Origin of the sequence: Halogeometricum sp. S3BR5-2, assembly GCF_031624635.1 — an archaeon.
Lineage (GTDB): Archaea > Halobacteriota > Halobacteria > Halobacteriales > Haloferacaceae > Halogeometricum > Halogeometricum luteum.
Genome location: NZ_JAMQOQ010000001.1, coordinates 59,272 through 74,529 on the forward strand (window position 1 = coordinate 59,272; position 15,258 = coordinate 74,529).

The 15,258-nt window shown below is 67.1% G+C and carries 22 protein-coding genes; 6 read left to right on the top strand and 16 right to left on the bottom strand.

The window, feature by feature from the left end; all coding sequences use genetic code 11:
* Positions 1-166: 166 nt before the first annotated feature.
* The 7 genes from corA to NDI79_RS23545 all read right to left on the bottom strand — a co-directional run bounded on the left by corA (position 167) and on the right by NDI79_RS23545 (position 3,359).
* A complete protein-coding gene (corA, locus tag NDI79_RS00260; RefSeq protein WP_425499556.1) occupies positions 167-1,162 on the bottom strand; it encodes a magnesium/cobalt transporter CorA in 996 nt (331 codons plus the stop codon).
* Positions 1,159-1,326: a hypothetical protein gene (locus tag NDI79_RS00265; protein WP_310926448.1), complete on the bottom strand. Its 168-nt coding sequence runs from the start codon at positions 1,324-1,326 to the stop codon at positions 1,159-1,161. The genes corA and NDI79_RS00265 overlap by 4 nt, the downstream gene beginning before the upstream one ends.
* A 49-nt stretch (positions 1,327-1,375) precedes the next feature.
* Entirely contained in the window at positions 1,376-2,020 is a 645-nt protein-coding gene (locus NDI79_RS00270; RefSeq protein WP_310926449.1) for a DUF6517 family protein, read from the bottom strand.
* A gap of 131 nt (positions 2,021-2,151) precedes the next feature.
* Positions 2,152-2,646 (bottom strand): glutathione S-transferase family protein, encoded by a 495-nt coding sequence (locus NDI79_RS00275; RefSeq protein WP_310926450.1) that lies wholly within the window; start codon positions 2,644-2,646, stop codon positions 2,152-2,154.
* On the bottom strand, positions 2,643-2,780 hold the full coding sequence (locus NDI79_RS00280) for a hypothetical protein (protein ID WP_310926451.1): 138 nt from the start codon (positions 2,778-2,780) through the stop codon (positions 2,643-2,645). Before NDI79_RS00280 ends, NDI79_RS00275 begins: the two co-directional genes overlap by 4 nt.
* Positions 2,777-3,232, bottom strand: a complete 456-nt coding sequence (locus NDI79_RS00285; protein ID WP_310926452.1) for a DUF8009 family protein — start codon at positions 3,230-3,232, stop codon at positions 2,777-2,779. The genes NDI79_RS00280 and NDI79_RS00285 overlap by 4 nt, the downstream gene beginning before the upstream one ends.
* Positions 3,225-3,359, bottom strand: coding sequence for a rubrerythrin-like domain-containing protein (locus NDI79_RS23545; protein WP_425499557.1), 135 nt, complete (start codon positions 3,357-3,359; stop codon positions 3,225-3,227). The genes NDI79_RS00285 and NDI79_RS23545 overlap by 8 nt, the downstream gene beginning before the upstream one ends.
* A 163-nt stretch (positions 3,360-3,522) precedes the next feature.
* On the opposite strand from NDI79_RS23545, the gene NDI79_RS00290 reads away from it, so the two are divergent.
* Positions 3,523-3,741 (top strand): hypothetical protein, encoded by a 219-nt coding sequence (locus NDI79_RS00290; protein ID WP_310926453.1) that lies wholly within the window; start codon positions 3,523-3,525, stop codon positions 3,739-3,741.
* Between the two features lie 110 nt (positions 3,742-3,851).
* Here NDI79_RS00290 and NDI79_RS00295 read toward each other — a convergent pair whose 3' ends face one another.
* From NDI79_RS00295 to NDI79_RS23550, 3 genes are all read right to left on the bottom strand, one after another.
* Entirely contained in the window at positions 3,852-5,198 is a 1,347-nt protein-coding gene (locus tag NDI79_RS00295; RefSeq protein ID WP_310926454.1) for a glycoside hydrolase family 68 protein, read from the bottom strand.
* A 209-nt stretch (positions 5,199-5,407) separates the two neighbouring features.
* On the bottom strand, positions 5,408-7,828 hold the full coding sequence (locus NDI79_RS00300) for a heavy metal translocating P-type ATPase (RefSeq protein WP_425499558.1): 2,421 nt from the start codon (positions 7,826-7,828) through the stop codon (positions 5,408-5,410).
* Complete coding sequence (locus tag NDI79_RS23550) at positions 7,825-8,145, bottom strand: heavy-metal-associated domain-containing protein (protein ID WP_425499559.1); 321 nt, start codon at positions 8,143-8,145, stop codon at positions 7,825-7,827. Before NDI79_RS23550 ends, NDI79_RS00300 begins: the two co-directional genes overlap by 4 nt.
* 275 nt (positions 8,146-8,420) lie before the next feature.
* Between NDI79_RS23550 and NDI79_RS00310 the strand changes: the two genes are divergently transcribed.
* Positions 8,421-8,780, top strand: coding sequence for an SHOCT domain-containing protein (locus NDI79_RS00310; RefSeq protein ID WP_310926455.1), 360 nt, complete (start codon positions 8,421-8,423; stop codon positions 8,778-8,780).
* A 111-nt stretch (positions 8,781-8,891) separates the two neighbouring features.
* On the opposite strand, the gene NDI79_RS00315 is transcribed toward NDI79_RS00310, so the two are convergent.
* The 6 genes from NDI79_RS00315 to NDI79_RS00340 all read right to left on the bottom strand — a co-directional run bounded on the left by NDI79_RS00315 (position 8,892) and on the right by NDI79_RS00340 (position 12,860).
* Positions 8,892-9,293: a helix-turn-helix domain-containing protein gene (locus NDI79_RS00315; protein WP_310926456.1), complete on the bottom strand. Its 402-nt coding sequence runs from the start codon at positions 9,291-9,293 to the stop codon at positions 8,892-8,894.
* Positions 9,294-9,386: 93 nt separating this feature from the next.
* Positions 9,387-10,385: a sulfite exporter TauE/SafE family protein gene (locus NDI79_RS00320; RefSeq protein WP_310926458.1), complete on the bottom strand. Its 999-nt coding sequence runs from the start codon at positions 10,383-10,385 to the stop codon at positions 9,387-9,389.
* A 2-nt stretch (positions 10,386-10,387) separates the two neighbouring features.
* Positions 10,388-10,534, bottom strand: a complete 147-nt coding sequence (locus NDI79_RS00325) for a DUF7512 family protein (RefSeq protein WP_310926459.1) — start codon at positions 10,532-10,534, stop codon at positions 10,388-10,390.
* A gap of 95 nt (positions 10,535-10,629) precedes the next feature.
* A complete protein-coding gene (locus NDI79_RS00330) occupies positions 10,630-11,106 on the bottom strand; it encodes a YeeE/YedE family protein (protein WP_310926460.1) in 477 nt (158 codons plus the stop codon).
* Positions 11,103-11,600, bottom strand: coding sequence for a YeeE/YedE family protein (locus NDI79_RS00335; RefSeq protein ID WP_425499560.1), 498 nt, complete (start codon positions 11,598-11,600; stop codon positions 11,103-11,105). The genes NDI79_RS00330 and NDI79_RS00335 overlap by 4 nt, the downstream gene beginning before the upstream one ends.
* A 24-nt stretch (positions 11,601-11,624) precedes the next feature.
* Positions 11,625-12,860, bottom strand: a complete 1,236-nt coding sequence (locus NDI79_RS00340; protein ID WP_310926462.1) for an MBL fold metallo-hydrolase — start codon at positions 12,858-12,860, stop codon at positions 11,625-11,627.
* 232 nt (positions 12,861-13,092) lie between these two features.
* On the opposite strand from NDI79_RS00340, the gene NDI79_RS00345 reads away from it, so the two are divergent.
* The 4 genes from NDI79_RS00345 (at position 13,093) to NDI79_RS00360 (ending at position 15,249) form a co-directional block, all read left to right on the top strand.
* Positions 13,093-13,338: a sulfurtransferase TusA family protein gene (locus tag NDI79_RS00345; protein WP_310926463.1), complete on the top strand. Its 246-nt coding sequence runs from the start codon at positions 13,093-13,095 to the stop codon at positions 13,336-13,338.
* A gap of 2 nt (positions 13,339-13,340) precedes the next feature.
* Positions 13,341-13,949 (top strand): DsrE/DsrF/DrsH-like family protein, encoded by a 609-nt coding sequence (locus NDI79_RS00350; protein WP_310926464.1) that lies wholly within the window; start codon positions 13,341-13,343, stop codon positions 13,947-13,949.
* A 45-nt stretch (positions 13,950-13,994) separates the two neighbouring features.
* Positions 13,995-14,381 carry a DUF302 domain-containing protein gene (locus tag NDI79_RS00355; RefSeq protein WP_310926465.1) on the top strand — a complete coding sequence of 129 codons (387 nt, stop codon included), beginning with the start codon at positions 13,995-13,997 and terminating at the stop codon, positions 14,379-14,381.
* A gap of 202 nt (positions 14,382-14,583) precedes the next feature.
* Positions 14,584-15,249, top strand: a complete 666-nt coding sequence (locus NDI79_RS00360) for a DUF2270 domain-containing protein (RefSeq protein WP_310927607.1) — start codon at positions 14,584-14,586, stop codon at positions 15,247-15,249.
* Positions 15,250-15,258 lie beyond the last annotated feature (9 nt).

Sequence of the window (15,258 nt, forward strand, 5' to 3'; positions counted from 1 at the left end):
CCGAGTCCTTACTCTTAGTAACCGCGACAAGTATTTAAATGTTTCCCCAATTTAGACCCCAGAAAACCGCAGTACTGAGGCGACGAACGGACAGATTTCGGGCGCTTCGGGACGAATCGTGAACGACTGTTCGGATGGTATCGAATAATATATGGCTTTCGGCGGCTCAGAGCCACCCCTCGCGGTCGAAGTAGAGGAGGAGGACGGCCGTGACGAGGGTCATTCCGACCATCACCGCCGGGTAGGCGTACGGCCACGTCAGTTCGGGCATGTTCCCCGCCCCGGAGAAGTTCATCCCGTAGACGCCGACGACGAACGTCAACGGGATGAAGATGGTCGCCACGACGGTGAGGCGCCGCATCACCTCGTTGGTCGACTGGGAGACGACGCTCAGGTAGATGTCGCGGGCGCCCCGAGCCAAATCGCGGTACGTCTCGGTCAGGTCGACCACCTCGACGAGGTGGTCGTACACGTCGCGGTAGTACTTCTCGGTCGGTTCGCGGACGTGCGCGGCGTCGCCGCGGGCGAGTATCGAGACGGCCTCGCGGGTCGGCCACACCACCTTCCGGAACGACAGCAGGTCGCGCCGGACGGCGTTGAGGCCGTCGAGCACCTCCTCGTTCGGTCCGTCGAGCACTCCCTCCTCTATCTCCTCGATGGTGTCCTCGACGTCGTCCAAGAGGGCGAAGTAGTCGTCGACGACGCGGTCGATGACGCGGTAGGCCGCGAAATCCGGGCCGTTGACGAGGATGCGGCCCTCCCGGTTCTCGACGGACTGCCAGACGCGTTCGACGGCCGGCACGGCGGCGTCCTCGACGGTGAGGGTGAGCACCCAATCCGCCCCGACGAACAGGCCGACGGACTTCGTCCGCACCTCCTCGTCGAACGTCGTCTCCCCCCGCCTGAGCGACGCCGCCTTCACGAGGACGAACGTGTGGTCGGGGAACTCCTCGGTCTTCGGCCGCACGCCGTTCCGCACGTCTTCGAGTTCCAGCGGGTGGATGGCGAACACCCGCGAGACGGCCTCTATCTCCGCGTCCGTCGCGGCGCTGACGCGGATCCACGTCGTCCCCGGCGCGTCGCGCGCCCGTTCGAGGTCCGCCTCGGAGTCGACTTCGCGGGTATCGACGCCGCCCACGTCGTACACTCGCGCGTCTATCACGCGCCGCCTCCGCCCCCGCCCGTCCCGACGGCGACCAGCGTCACTCCGACCATGACGCCGACGATGGTGACCGAGCGACCCGGGTAGGCGGCGACGACGCCGACGCCGTAGCCGAGAAGCGAGAGGCCGGTCAGGACGGTTCCGGCGGTCCGTTCGCGGTTCATGCGCGGTACGTCCCGCGGCGACGAGAAAAGCGTTGTTCGGTCGCCCGCGTCAGGCCGGGTGTTCGATGGCCCGCATCATCGACAGCACGTTCGCCTCCTCGCCGTCCAGTCGCTGCGGGTAGACGCCGATGGCGACGACGAAGTCATCGCCGTCGCGGTACTTCGTGACGTGGACGTACACGTCGACTTCTTGGCCCTGCACGGTCGCGGTTCCGGAGTACTTCGTCACCTCCGTCTGTTGACCCTGAACCGTTATCGTCTGCGAACTGACCTCCTGCACGTCGTTCAGCCCTTCGTACTGGTCCTGCACGAGGGAGACGAGTCGCCGGTTCGAGAACTCCCCGATGGGGTTCAGCGTCTGCCCGGCTATCTCGACGGCGGGCGTCGAGACGACGGTGAACACGCCCAAGTCGGCCTCGAAGATGCCCAAGTCGAGCGTCTTCCGGTACGTGGTCACCTGGTTCTCCGCGACCACTTCCCGCTCCTGTCCGGCCGCGGACACCGTCCGGTTGACCGAGAGGGTGCGGGGACCGTCGGTCGAATACCCGGCGCTCTCGGCGGCCGACTCGTCCACCACCGCGGGGTCGGCGGAGAACGACAGCGCTTCATCTCCGGTCAGAAATCCGATACAGCCGGACGTCGTCGTGAGCATCGCCACCGCGAGCACCGCGGCGACGACTCGTCTGGAGGTCATCGTTAACTGACTTTTCTTCCCAAGTAGAATAAGTTGTTCGGAGAAATATCTCCGATTCGTCATTTCTGGCATTCGGGAGAATCGGCGCGTCACTCTCGCTGTGCCACCCCTGCGGCCGCCGGTTCGTCGCCCTACTCCGAACCTGTCCGGTCGCGTTCCGCCGACGGCCCCGGCGGCCCGTCGTTCGCCGTCTCGGCTCTATCGCCCGCCGTCTCCGCTCCGTCGCCCGCCGCCTCCTCGCCGTCGTCCGGCGATTCGTCCTCGGAGAGGCCGCGCCGCTCGTTCTCCCGTCGGACGATGCGGCCGACGTACCAGCAGTAGACGAGCGTGACGAACGGGAACACCAGCGCCGACGCGAACCAGAGGTGTCGGGAGAGGCCCCACTCGACGCCCTGCTTCCGCAACGCGCGGATGTCCGCCCAGATGATGCCCGAGAAGAAGATGTGCATCACCACGACGACGGCGAGGGCGCCGCTGACGTTCGCGCCGAAGACGGCGAGGGCGATGACGGTTCCGATGGTCCAGATGACGAGCAGGAGCCTCCGGTAGACGCTCCCCACCCGTCGCCTCCCCTCCGTTTCGGCCCGACGGCCGCGCCGGTAGCCGTCGTCGCTCGTCCGACTCATACCCGTTTCGTCCCGCCCCCGATGTAAAAGCCCGTCGCGCTTCCGTCGTCCCGTCGCTCGTCCCCGTTATCTCCGTCCGTCGGCGCCGCGTGTCCGCCCGCGTCGCCGTCGCGCCCCGTCTCGGCGCGACTCACCCGAGGTAGTTCACGTCCACGTCGTGGGCGCCCGACGGCGTCTCCAGCGTCGCCCGCCCCTCCAGGCTGTCGCGGACGGTCCGTCGCCACGCCTCGACGGCCTCGGCGTGACGCTCGCGGTGTCGCTCGCGGCTGTAGGGTTCCTCGGAGGCGCGGAGTTCGTCGCCCGTCTCGTCGACGGCCGGGAAGGACGGGGCGTCGCGGACCAGTCGCTCCGGCGGGAGGTGGACGGGCCGCGCGTCGTCGTCGTACCCGCCCTCGGCGCCCGCGAGGTGGAGACGCGCGCGCATCCGCCCCGCGAACGGCGGCGTCACGCGCAGGACGGCGTTCCGGCCGCGCCGCTCGTTGGCTTCGAGCGCCGTGACCACGTCTTCGGTCGTCACCGCCAGCGACCTGATCCGCTCGGGACTCCCTCGCGACTCGCCGGCGCTCGGGTCCGACTCGTCAGTCACCGGTGACTCTCGTCGGTCCGTCGAACGGACCGAGCTCTCCGCCGCAGTCGGGGCAGGTCGACCGGAACGACCCCGCCGAGACACGGTTCCCGCAGTCGCGACAGACGAAAGGTGACCGTTCGCTCATCGTTGACGGCAGATAATTAGAGACTCCGCGTGTTAAACGTTACCGCAGCGTAGGGGGTGCCCCGCAGTTCGATTTTTCACTGTATAGCGTCGCGATTTCGGGGGTGCTATGAGTCTAGATACTGTTCTTTCGGGGTTAGGGACCTTCCATGAGGGTGGATCTCATGAGCAAGAGACCACGCGGAATCGACGGCGCGTTCCTGTGGGGGTTCGCCTGCCCGCGGTGCGGGGGCGACACCGACGTGTTCGTCGACGAGCGGTCGGAAACCTACGGGTGGATCTGCCCCGCGGCGGACTGTACTGCCGTCGGGTTCGGATTCGAATCGCGCCGCGCGGCGCGAGTGGGCCTTCGCGCGTACCTCGACGAAGGACCCGCGTCCTGACGGTCGCGGTGCCGGCGCCCGAGCATCGCCGGCGGGAGCGGTGATTCCCTCCCGCCTCCGCGACCGCCTGTTTTACTCGTGTGTGTCCTCGCCTCGCGCGAGGATTCGAGTCAGTGCTGCTTGGCCCGACCGTTGCCCCGTTGCTGGGCGCCGATGGCGGGCGAGAAGTAGCCGTCCTTCATCTCGCGCACGATTTCGGTCTCCGCGCCGTCTATCCGGACCTGGAGGCTCGGTGCGAGCGTCCCCCCGAACAGCCGTTTTTGCTCCTCCGGGGGGAGGCTCCCGACGTCCTGCAACGAATCCGTCTCGCGGAAGTTGTAGAAGCTGGTGACCGCGAGGTCGTCGCCCATCGGGAGCGCGAGCCACGAGTACGTCTGGAACGGCGCAGACTCGGGGTTCGAGACGACGAGTCCGCCCTCGTTCAGCGGTTCGTAGTCGCCGTCGAGCGAGTCGGCGACGAAGCCGTAGAGACCGTCGGGACCGGTGAGTCCGGGGGCGAACGTGAACTTGTGGCTGATGGTGAACAGGTAGTAGTTCCCGTCGTTCACGACGACGTGCGGCCGTTCGAGTTGCTGGTTGACCGTGATGGCCTCCACGAGCGGTTCCTGCAGTTCCCACTCGTCCAATCCGTCGCCGGTCGCCTTCGCGACGCCGACGTTGCCGTTCCAGTCGGTGTACTCCGAGGGGTTCTCGATGGGCGTGTTGCCCTCGAACAGGGCGTACACCGCTCCCGTCTCCGGGTCCTCGAAGAACCACGGGTCGCGGAAGGCGTAGATGATGCCTTGGTCGCGCGACTGCTCCAGCGTCTGGTAGAGTTCGCCGTCCGCTTCGGCGATGATGTCGTGGTCGAACCCGTCGGTTATCTCGACGCCGTCGCCCGACGTCTCGATGGACGCCCCCGTGCCGACGGCGAGTCGCTGGCGGTACTCCGGCGCCGCGCTGACGGCGGTGTAGAACACGTTGACGTCGCCCGTCTCCTCGTCGTACATCGCGGACCCCGCCCACTGGTGGTGGCCGAGGGCGGCGTCCGCGTCGAACACCTCGCCGCCCTGTTGCCAGTCGTGGCCGTTGTGCGAGTAGAAGTAGCGGATGCTGGCGAGGTTGTGCCGGGCGCCCGGTACCACGTCGTCCGTCGCGGTCAGCGAGAAGATGACCTGGTAACCGTTCACCTTCGCGAGCGACCCGTCGCGGTTTCGGAGCGGCCACGTGTCCCAGACGTACTGCTCCTCGGAGAGTTGCTCGACGGAGTCGTCGATGAGCGGTGCGGTCGTGTCGTCCGTCCGCTCTATCTGTTCGGCCTGCTCGCGCGTCCAGTCCGCGGCGTCCGGGTAGCCGAGCGAGGCGGCGGCCGACCCCGACCCGGCGGCGAGGCCGGTGGTAGCGGCGACGCCGAGCGAACCGACGCCTTTCAGGAACGAACGGCGAGTCGCGTCTCTCGCTTCGCTGTCGTCTTCCATCGCTCATAATACAATACGCAACCGAGTAAAAGTTTTTGACCGTTTGAAAACAGGCTAAATATTATTCGTGGTCGGAGGATAAAACAGTCAACCCCGACGGTAGGTTTCCCCCGTCGCGTTCGGAGGCGTCGACCGACGGCACGGAGACGGCGAGCACCTTCCCGGCGCGAAATGTAAGTGTGTACCTCGCGCGTCGGCGCGGGAGGATGTCAGGTCGAGAGGTCGACCCGTTTGAGCCCTCGGGCGTTGATCGCGACGATGACCGTCGACAGCGACATGAACACCGCACCGACGGCGGGCGACAGGAGGACGCCGACGGGAGCCAGCACCCCCGCGGCGAGGGGAAGCGCGAACACGTTGTACCCCGTCGCCCAGACGAGGTTCTCCTGCATCTTCCGGTAGCTGGCTTTCGAGAGTTTGATCAGTCGAACGACGTCGAGCGGGTTGTTCTCGACGAGGACGATGTCGCCCGACTCGATGGCGACGTCCGTCCCCGACCCGATGGCGATGCCGACGTCCGCGCGGGTCAGCGCCGGCGCGTCGTTGACGCCGTCGCCGACCATCGCGACCAGTCTCCCCTCCGATTGGAGCCGTTCGACCGTCGTGTCCTTCTCCTCGGGGAGGACTTCGGCGAAGTACTGGTCGATGCCGAGTTCCTCGGCGACGGCCCTCGCGACGTCCTCGGAGTCGCCGGTCAGCATCGCCACCTCGATGCCCATCTCGTGCAGGGCCTCGACGGTCCGTCTGCTCTCCTCGCGAACGACGTCGGCGAGGGCGAACGCGGCCGCGACCTCGCTCTCGCCGCGAATCAGGTAGACGACCGTCTGCGCGTTCGCGCCCGCCTCCGCTGCGAACGAGACCATCGCGTCGGACCGCTCGACGCCGAGTTTCTCGACGAGGTTAGGACCGCCGAGGTGAACCGTCTCGCCGTCCCCCGGGTCACTCCGCTCCCCGTCGACGGTCGCCTTCACCCCGAGGCCGCGGAGGTTCTCGAAGTTCGAGACCCGCGCCGGTCGGACGCCGCGTTCCTCGGCGGCGTCTCGGACGGCGCGAGCGATCATGTGTTCGGAGTCGCCCTCGACGCCGGCGGCCACCGCGAACGCCCGTTCCTCGTCCCAGTCGCCCGCCTCGACGGCTTCACCGTCTTCCTGCCGCGTCTCCGACGCGACGCGGACCCCGACGACGCCCTGTTCGCCCTTCGTGAGCGTCCCGGTCTTGTCGAACATCACCGTATCGAGGTTCCGGGCCTCCTCCATGGCGATGCGGTCCCGAATCAGCATCCCGTTCCGCGCGGCGGTAGAGGTGTTGATGGCGACGACCAGAGGGACGGCGAGGCCGAGCGCGTGCGGGCAGGCGATGACGAGGACGGTGACGACCCGTTCGAGGACGGCGACTTCGAACCCCTCGACGGCAACCCACGCTACGGCCGTGAGAGCGGCGACGCCGAGGGCGACGTAGAACAGCCATCCCGCCGCCCGGTCTGCCAGCAGTTGAGTGCGGGACTTCGACTTCTGCGCCTCGTCGACGAGGCGCATGATTCCCGCGAGCGTCGTCTCCTCACCGGTCTTCGTTACGCGGACGCGGAGACTGCCGTCCTGATTCACGGTCCCGGCGACGACGTCGGACCCGGATTCCTTGTCGACGGGCTTCGATTCGCCCGTTATCATCGACTCGTCGACCGACGACTCCCCCTCGACGACTTCGCCGTCGGCGGGGACGCTGGCGCCCGGACGGACGAGGACGACGTCACCCACAACGAGGTCCGAGACGGGGACCTCCTCCGTCCCTCCGCTCTCCGTCACTCGCTCGGCGGTGTCGGGCATGAGTTTTGCTAGTTCGTCCAGCGCGCCGGACGCCTGCCTGACCGAGCGCATCTCCATCCAGTGGCCCAAGAGCATGATGTCGATGAGCGTGACGAGTTCCCAGAAGAACGGCGTCGTGCCTTCGATAAACAGGCTCGCGACGGAGTAGACGAACGCCACCGTGATGGCCAAAGAGATGAGCATCATCATCCCCGGTTCGCGGTTCGTCAGTTCCGTTCGCGCCATCGAGAGGAAGGGGACGCCGCCGTAGGCGAAGACGACGACGGAGAGCACGGGCGTAATCCAGGCGCTTCCGGGGAACGTCGGCGCGGCGTACCCGAACACGTCCTGGACGAACTCGCTGAAGAAGACGACCGGAATCGAGAGGACGAGCGACACCCAGAACCGCCGCCGGAACATCCGCTCGTGGCCGGTGTGGTCGGTGTGGGCCGCGTGACCCTCGTGACCGCCTCCGCGGCCATCGTGGCCGCTCCCGTGACCCTCGTGCTCGCCTTCTCCGTGTTCGCCTCCGCCGTGCTCCACCGCCTCTTCGGGCGGTTCGCCGTTCGTCTCGGGCGCCGTGCGGTGCGTCCGGTCGCCCGTCTCCGCGTGACCACCCGCGTGCTCGCTCCCGCGTTCGCGGGCCGAGCGGACGTCTTCCGCGGTCGGCCGCCCTTCGCGCCCTCCGTGCCCGGCGTGAGGGTCGGGACTCGCGGCCGCTCCGTCCCCTCGCGCGTCGGCGCCGGCCTCCAGCCGACAGATTCGACAGCACCGGACGCTATCGCTCGTCTCCCGTCTCGCCTCGTTCTGACTCGGATGGTCGTTCATGGGTTCGTCTCGCCCCGTTCTCTCCGATTCGTTCCCTCGCGACGCTCTTCGACCGCGTCTCGGGACCGATTTCGCGACCCGATTCGTTCGTTCGCGACTCGGCGCCTCCGGTCGACCGGGCTACGCGTGCGCGGCGTACCCGGCGTCTTCGACCGGTCGGACGAGTGCCGCGGGGTCTGCATCCCCCTCGTGTTCGCCCTCTCGCCGGCGCGGTCGGCGGCCGCGGCGGTGACGCCGTCGACGCCGCGGAGGGCCGCTTCGACGGCCCGTTCGCGGTGTTCACACGACAGTCCTTCCACGGCGATCGTCGTCGCCATCCGTCTCTCGATACGCGCTCCCCTCTTATGCGGATTATTCTATCGAACCATCCGATGCGACGGGGCTCACACCTTCGAAACCAAAGCTTTCGGGAGTCACTCACGATGCAGGGTCGCCTGGATCGGTGTCTCTCCGTGGCCGTTTCCGCTGCGACCGGTCGACACAATCCATATCGACTCTCGAACACGATATTGTGCATAATTCACTATACAATACGTCCGGAGACCGACAGTGCGCTCGGAGTCATCGGTGGAGCGACGGGAGGCGTCTGACGATGGCGACGTCGGACCGACGCAGTCTGACGGTCGTCGTTCTGGTCGTCCTCGCCGCCCTCCTCCTGTGGCCCGCGCTGATGATGCTGGGATTCGGCGGCATGGGGATGATGCGGTACGGCGGCTACGGCGGGATGATGGGCCCGTACGGCGCGTCCGGCTACGGCTGTGTCGGCCTCGGCGTTCTGGTCGCCTTCCCGCTCCTCGTCCTCGGCGGGGGTTACCTCCTCGCCCGACGGCTACTCGACGAACGCGAGGCCGGCGACCCGGCGCTGGAGGAACTCCGTCGGGCCTACGCTCGCGGCGAACTCACGGACGAGGAGTACGAGACGCGACGGACGAAACTCCGGTCCGAGGACTGAGCGCGACCGCGACGCCGCGAGCGCTCCGAGCGGGAACGTATCGCGGTTTCAGAACGAGATACACAGAAGGTCTTCCGAGGCCGGGTCACGCGACACCGGGGGAACGCTCCGCTATCCTTCGGCGGCGGACGTCGTCTCGGACCGCTCGTACTTGGTCTCGAACTCCTGGATGAGTTGACCCATCATCGCGTACCAGTCGTTGAGCATCCGCTGCATGTCGTTCGTGATTTTCGTGGGGTCCGTCGGCGAGTAGACGTGGTAGTACCCGCCCTGTTCGTAGTTGACCTGCTCTTTCTGGAGGAGCCCCGTCTGGAGCAGTCGCTGAACGGACCGGTACGCGGTCGAGCGCTCGCGGTCCACGGCGTCCGCGATTTCGTCCACCGTGAGCGGCTTCGTCTCGTTCACGAGTACCTCGAAGCAGTCCCTGTCCAACTGCTTGAGCCCGTGGAAACACTCGAGTAGCCCCTCGCACTCCATATCCTGTTGGAGCTGGGCGGACATCGAATCTGGCATGGTTATCACCGCCGAGTAGTCGATACGCGAGTAAAAGACTTGTGTATAGTTGATACAATTTTGCGTTCTCCTCGCCGGCGGGACGAGGGGGGCTTAGGCCGCGGTGAACCGACACCACGTCCCCGTCCCGTCGTTCCGGAGACGGCAGACGGCGGCGAGCACGACCGCACCGCTGACGAGGACCGCCGCACCGAAGATGAGCGCGATGCTCACCGCGCTCAGGAGTTCGATTCCGTACGCGGCCCCGAGTTCCTTCGCCGCCACGGCGACGCTCCCGGCGAGCAGCATCGCCGCGAAGTAGCCCTTGATGGCGCCCTCTTCGACGAGTCGCGTCGCGCCTGCCCCGATGCGCGCGCCGAGTGCGCTCCCGGCGAGCAGCGCCGCGACGACCGGGAGCGCGACCGACCCGGACTGCGCGTAACGGAACGCGCCGAACGCCCCCGAGACGGTGATCTGGAGGATGTCTGTTCCGACGGCGACGGCGGCCGGGACGCCGAGGCCGTACATCATCGCGGGCATCAGGAGGAACCCGCCGCCGACGCCGAGGAATCCGGACAGCACGCCGACGACGAGTCCGACCGCGGCGATTACCCACCCGGACACGCGGACGTCGCCGCGCAGCGTCACCATCGGCGGGACGCGAAGCGACTGCACGCGGTCGGCGAGGGTGCGTCCCTCGGAGTCGGTGTCAGCCGAACCCCGCGCGTCGCGCAGCGTGAACAGGCCGACGACCGCGAGCAGTCCGACGTACGCGACGCTGAGAACGAGGTCGGCCGTCCCGGTCGCATCCAGGAAGAACACGACCCGCTTTCCGCCCTCGATACCGACCGTCATGGCGGCGGTCATGATGAGCGCGAGTTTGTAGTCGACCTGCCCGTGGTTCCGGTGACGAAGCGCGCCGATGACGCTCGTCCCGAAGACGAACGCCAGACCGCTTCCGACGGCGACCGTCGAGGGGTAGCCCATCACCAACAGGGCGGGCGTCACGAGGAACGACCCTCCCATCCCGAAGAAGCCGAACAGGATTCCGACGAGCAGGCCGAAGCCGACGAATATCACCGCCAGCAACGGGCTCAATCCGAGGAACTCCACCCTCAATCACCTCCGAGTGCGTCGAGGACCGCCGACTCGACGAGGCCGCCGAGGGCGCCGTACCCCACGTACAGGACGACGGCCTCCGCGAGGACGAGCCCTACCGTCGTTATCGCTTCCATCCCGCTCACGGCTTCTACTCCGGACATGTCACTCCGTTCTCTTTTGTGTGCCTAATAGTTCCATTTCTACACAATACTACTTGTCGTCGTTTACCGAGTTGATTTCTTCGAAACATGAGGACTCAGTCGCCGGAGGCGGCGGTTCCGGCGTCGGCCTCGTCGGCGCGGGAGGCGCGGACGAACCCCTGCGCGTACGCCCCGAGGAACATTCCGAGGACGGCCCACAGGATGGGGAGGTTCCCGACGCCGACGCTCGCGTAGGCGGCGCCCGGACAGATGCCCGAGAGCCCCCATCCGACGCCGAAGATGGCCCCGCCGACGGGGACGTTCCTGTCCATGGTCTTCAGCCGACGCGTGTACCGGCGACCGGTCAGCGGCGCGCGGCCGAGGAACCGCGTCGCCCCGAAGAACGTCACCCCGGAGACGACGGCGGCCCCGCCCATCACGAACAGCAGGCCGAGGTCCTCGAACTGGAGGAAGCCCAGCACGATTTCGGGCTTCGCCATCCCGCTGAGTCCGAGGCCGAACCCGAACACGAGTCCGCCCAGCAGGATGACGAGGGTGAACGCGGGTCCGCGCCCGTCGTCGTCGTCGCTCACGGGGACACCCCCAGCGCGGCGACGACCTGCGCCGTCCCGATGGCGACGGCCATGAACGTCGCGACGTTCACCAGCGACGTCTCCGAGAGCGACCCGACCCCGCAGACGCCGTGCCCGGAGGTACAGCCCTTGCCGACGCGGGTGCCGACGCCGACGAGGAAACCCCCGCCGAGCAGACGCCACGGTTGCACGTCGGTCGTCCAGCCGAACTCGCCGAACGCGAGGGCGTACACGGCCCCTCCGCCGACGATGCCCAGCGTGAACACCACGCGCCAGTCGCGCGAGGCGAGGTACTTCGCCCGGTTGAACCGGGGAACGTCCGAGACGTACGACAGCGTCGACTCGAGGAACGTGCTCGCGCCCGCGATGATGCCCGTTCCGAGGTATATCACGGCGACGCCGAGGCCGATGAGTAGCCCACCGGCGGCGTACTGGGCGACGCCCCGCGGGAACAGGTCCGCGAACGCGATAAGCGGGAGTGTCATCATATCCATTAGCTTAGCTTCAGAGCTCCGTCATCAGTCGCTCGTCATCGCGTCGCCGCTGGCGGCGCAGTTGTTCGGTCCCAGTTCGAGTTCGAACGCCTCCTCGTCGCCGGCGTCCCGCCGACCGAGGTTCGTCGCGATGATCTCTTCGTAGTTCGAGGGGCGCGGCGGCATGTCCGAGAGGATGAACTCGACGAACTCGTCGCGGTCCATCGACAGCGCGTCCATCCGCGCCGTCAGGTCGCCGAGGCGCGCGGCGTAGGTGCCGTCCTCGCGGGGGGTCGCGGCGTCATCGGACTGCGTCCGATTGCCCGACACGTCGCCTTGCGACGTGTCGACGTCGCTGAAGTGCGCCGGCGCGACGAGCACGTCGTCGTCCAGCGGGAGAATCGTCGACCGGAGGGTGTCGTACAGTTCGCCCGCGGCCGCGCGGGCCGCCTCGTCGTCGGCGCCTTCGAGGTCCGGCCGGGCGACGCTCTCGGTGAACAGGCCGTCGCCGGTCAGGAGCACCGCGTCGTCGACGAGATAGGAGGTCATCCCGGAGGTGTGGCCGGGGGTGTGGAGCACGTCGATGTCGACGGCGCCGACCGAGAGCGCGTCGCCGTCGGCGACCGTCTCGTAGTCGGTGTCGTACTCGACGCCGCGTTCGACCGCCGACTCGGGGAGGACGACCCGCGCGCCCGTCTCGGCGGCGAGTTCGCGGACGCCGCTGACGTGGTCGGCGTGGACGTGCGTGTCGACCGCGTACTCGATGTCCGCGCCCATCACCCGCGCGTCGGCGACGTACTCGCCGACGAACGCCCGCAGGGGGTCGACGACGACGGCCTCGCCGTCGCTGACGACCATGTAGGCCAGACAGCCGCTGGAGGGGCGCTGGTACTGGGCTATCGTCGCTTCGGTGTCGGCGTCGAGTTCGCGGTAGTCGTATATCCGCGCCCACCCCTTCATGCCGCCTTCGAGGTTCGCGGCGTTCACGCCCGCCTCTACGAGGTGGCCCGCGACGTACTCGCTGGAGCCGCCCTTCGCGCAGACGACGATTGTCGGGTCGCCCGCCGGGATGCGTTCGAGTTGGTCGTCGTCGATGCCGTCGAGGAGTTCGAAGTAGGGGACGTTGACGACTTCGACGCCGTCGCCGTCGATGCGCCACTCCTCGAACTCGCTCTCGGCGCGCACGTCGAGGATGGCGACCCGCTCACCGTCGTCGATGCGCCGCTTGACCGTCTCGGGTGCGACCGATTCCACTTCCGCGTTCGGTTCCGGAGCGTCCATCTGTACCTCTCGCTACCATGCCCTCTCACATAAGAGTTTGCATAGTATTTCACAAGAGATGCAATACTAGATGGGGCGGATAGAGGCGAAGACGCGCCGGAACGGCGTAGTCAGGGGTCGGTGTAGAGGTTACTAGACGCAGTAGTGTGCGACAAACCCAAGAATCGACACACTTTTCAGTGGCCCAGTGATATTGTGGGGTAAGCCCAATACGGAAACGGGCAACCCAACAATGAGTACGGAATACACTGTCACCGAGACGCTCGACGTACAGGGCGAATCCTGTCCGATGCCGGTCGTGAAGACGAAGGGAGCCACCGACGGTCTGAGCGAGGGCGACGTGCTGGAGGTGCTCGCCACCGATTCCGGCAGCGTGAGCGACATCGCCGGCTGGGCGGAGACGACCGACGGCGTCGAACTCCTTGACCAAGAAGAGGACGGAGACGTGTTCAAACACTACGTGCGCAAGACCGAGTGAACATGAGTACGGACACCTCCGACACCTCGGACACGCAGGAAATCGCCGAATCGGTCGACGCGACCGGAGACCGCTCCGCGGCGGAACTCGCCGCCGAGGTCGAAGAGCTACGCGAGGAACTCGCGGACCTGAAGGCCGACGTCGCCGACGACGGGACGTCCATGGTCATCGTGTCGACGAAGGGGACGCTCGACATGGCGTACCCGCCGCTCATCCTCGCCTCGACGGCCGCGGCCTTCGGCTGGGACGTCACGGTGTTCCACACGTTCTGGGGGCTGGACATCCTCCACGAGGAGAAGTCGAAGAACCTCAAGCTCTCGGCGGTCGGGAACCCGAGCATGCCGATGCCGAACGCCATCGCGTCGCTCCCCGGCATGGACTCGATGGCGACGAAGATGATGAACAAGAAGATAGCCGACAACGGGACGGCGACCATCGAGGAACTCATCGACGTGTCGCTCGACCAGGGCGTCGACCTGCAGGCCTGTCAGATGACCGTCGAACTGATGGACTACGACGAGGAGGAGTTCTACGACGGCGTCACGACGGGCGTCGGCGCCGCGACGGCGCTCCAGCGCATGGCCGACGCCGACGTGCAACTCCTCGTCTGAGCACCGCCCGCCGAACACGCGATACCACCACTACTCCACCACATCATGAGTTACACGACGCGGAAACAGGTAGACGGACAGTTCGACGACGTCGTCGACCGGACGGTCGGAGCGCTCGAAGACGAAGGGTTCGGCGTCCTCTGCGACGTCGACGTGCAGGCGACGTTCGCGGAGAAACTCGACGAGGAGTTCCGTCGGTACCGGATCCTCGGCGCGTGCAATCCGCAACTGGCCTTCGAGGGTCTCCAAGAGGAAATCGAACTCGGGGCGCTCCTCCCGTGCAACGTCGTCGTCTACGAGGGAGACGACGGGTCGGTCACGGTGAGCGCGGTCGACCCCGGTCGACTCGTCGGGATGGCCGACAACTCCGACCTCGATTCGATCGCCGAAGACGTCTCCGAGCGGTTCGAGCGCGTGTTCGACGCCCTATGAGTGAGGCGCCGAACGGCCCGGTCACGACGGACCACGAGCAGGAGGCCGCCGCGCCGCCCTCCACGGGAACCTCCCCGGCTATCTGACCCACCACATGACCGACTCTACCTCGAATACGGACGAAGGAACGCGCTCCGACCCCGCGAGCGACGGGTACGACTGCGACGAGTCGTTCGACGCGGCGAGCGAGGAGGCCCGGACGATGGGTCGGGGGTTCTTCGAGGAGTCGAGCGCCCCCGGGTCGGCGATGGCGCACCTCTACCGGGGAGAGATCCACCGGATGAAACTGTGGCGCGAGCGCCTCGACCGCACCTCGAACTGGGCGGTGACGCTCATCGCCGCCATCCTCACGTACGCGTTCTCCAGCGCGACCCGCCCGCACTACGTCATCCTCGTCGGTATCGTGATGGTGACGGTGTTCCTCGTCATCGAAGCCCGACGATACCGGGGGTACGACATGTGGCGGTCGCGGGTTCGACTGCTCCAGCGGAACGTGTTCGCGTACTCGCTGGACCCCTCGCAGGGAATCGAGGACCAGAACTGGCGCCCGCGCCTCTCGCGGGACTACCGCGAACCCCGCACGAAAATCTCCTACGAGGAGGCCATCGCCCACCGACTGCGCCGGGTGTACCTCCCGCTCTTCACCGTGCTCCTCGCCGCGTGGGCGTTCCGCATCTCCGTGACGCCCGACGTCGGAAGCGCGTGGCCCGCGAGCGCGTCGGTCGGCGTCCTGCCCGGTGTCGCCGTCGCCGCCCTCGTCGGCGTGTTCTACGCGGTGCTCCTGGGCATCACGTTCCGCCCCCGCGCCTGGCAGGCGACCGGAGAGCTTCGACGGAGCGACGTCGGCGCGTGGGACGACATCGAGTGAGGTTCGCTC

Coding starts and splice junctions, on each gene's coding strand:
- NDI79_RS00265 (WP_310926448.1), bottom strand. CDS start 1,326: ATGAACCGCGAACGGACCGCCGGAACCGTCCTGACCGGCCTCTCGCTT.
- NDI79_RS00270 (WP_310926449.1), bottom strand. CDS start 2,020: ATGACCTCCAGACGAGTCGTCGCCGCGGTGCTCGCGGTGGCGATGCTC.
- NDI79_RS00275 (WP_310926450.1), bottom strand. CDS start 2,646: ATGAGTCGGACGAGCGACGACGGCTACCGGCGCGGCCGTCGGGCCGAA.
- NDI79_RS23545 (WP_425499557.1), bottom strand. CDS start 3,359: ATGAGCGAACGGTCACCTTTCGTCTGTCGCGACTGCGGGAACCGTGTC.
- NDI79_RS00290 (WP_310926453.1), top strand. CDS start 3,523: ATGAGCAAGAGACCACGCGGAATCGACGGCGCGTTCCTGTGGGGGTTC.
- NDI79_RS00295 (WP_310926454.1), bottom strand. CDS start 5,198: ATGGAAGACGACAGCGAAGCGAGAGACGCGACTCGCCGTTCGTTCCTG.
- NDI79_RS00300 (WP_425499558.1), bottom strand. CDS start 7,828: ATGAACGACCATCCGAGTCAGAACGAGGCGAGACGGGAGACGAGCGAT.
- NDI79_RS23550 (WP_425499559.1), bottom strand. CDS start 8,145: ATGGCGACGACGATCGCCGTGGAAGGACTGTCGTGTGAACACCGCGAA.
- NDI79_RS00310 (WP_310926455.1), top strand. CDS start 8,421: ATGGCGACGTCGGACCGACGCAGTCTGACGGTCGTCGTTCTGGTCGTC.
- NDI79_RS00315 (WP_310926456.1), bottom strand. CDS start 9,293: ATGCCAGATTCGATGTCCGCCCAGCTCCAACAGGATATGGAGTGCGAG.
- NDI79_RS00325 (WP_310926459.1), bottom strand. CDS start 10,534: ATGTCCGGAGTAGAAGCCGTGAGCGGGATGGAAGCGATAACGACGGTA.
- NDI79_RS00335 (WP_425499560.1), bottom strand. CDS start 11,600: ATGGATATGATGACACTCCCGCTTATCGCGTTCGCGGACCTGTTCCCG.
- NDI79_RS00340 (WP_310926462.1), bottom strand. CDS start 12,860: ATGGACGCTCCGGAACCGAACGCGGAAGTGGAATCGGTCGCACCCGAG.
- NDI79_RS00345 (WP_310926463.1), top strand. CDS start 13,093: ATGAGTACGGAATACACTGTCACCGAGACGCTCGACGTACAGGGCGAA.
- NDI79_RS00350 (WP_310926464.1), top strand. CDS start 13,341: ATGAGTACGGACACCTCCGACACCTCGGACACGCAGGAAATCGCCGAA.
- NDI79_RS00355 (WP_310926465.1), top strand. CDS start 13,995: ATGAGTTACACGACGCGGAAACAGGTAGACGGACAGTTCGACGACGTC.
- NDI79_RS00360 (WP_310927607.1), top strand. CDS start 14,584: ATGGGTCGGGGGTTCTTCGAGGAGTCGAGCGCCCCCGGGTCGGCGATG.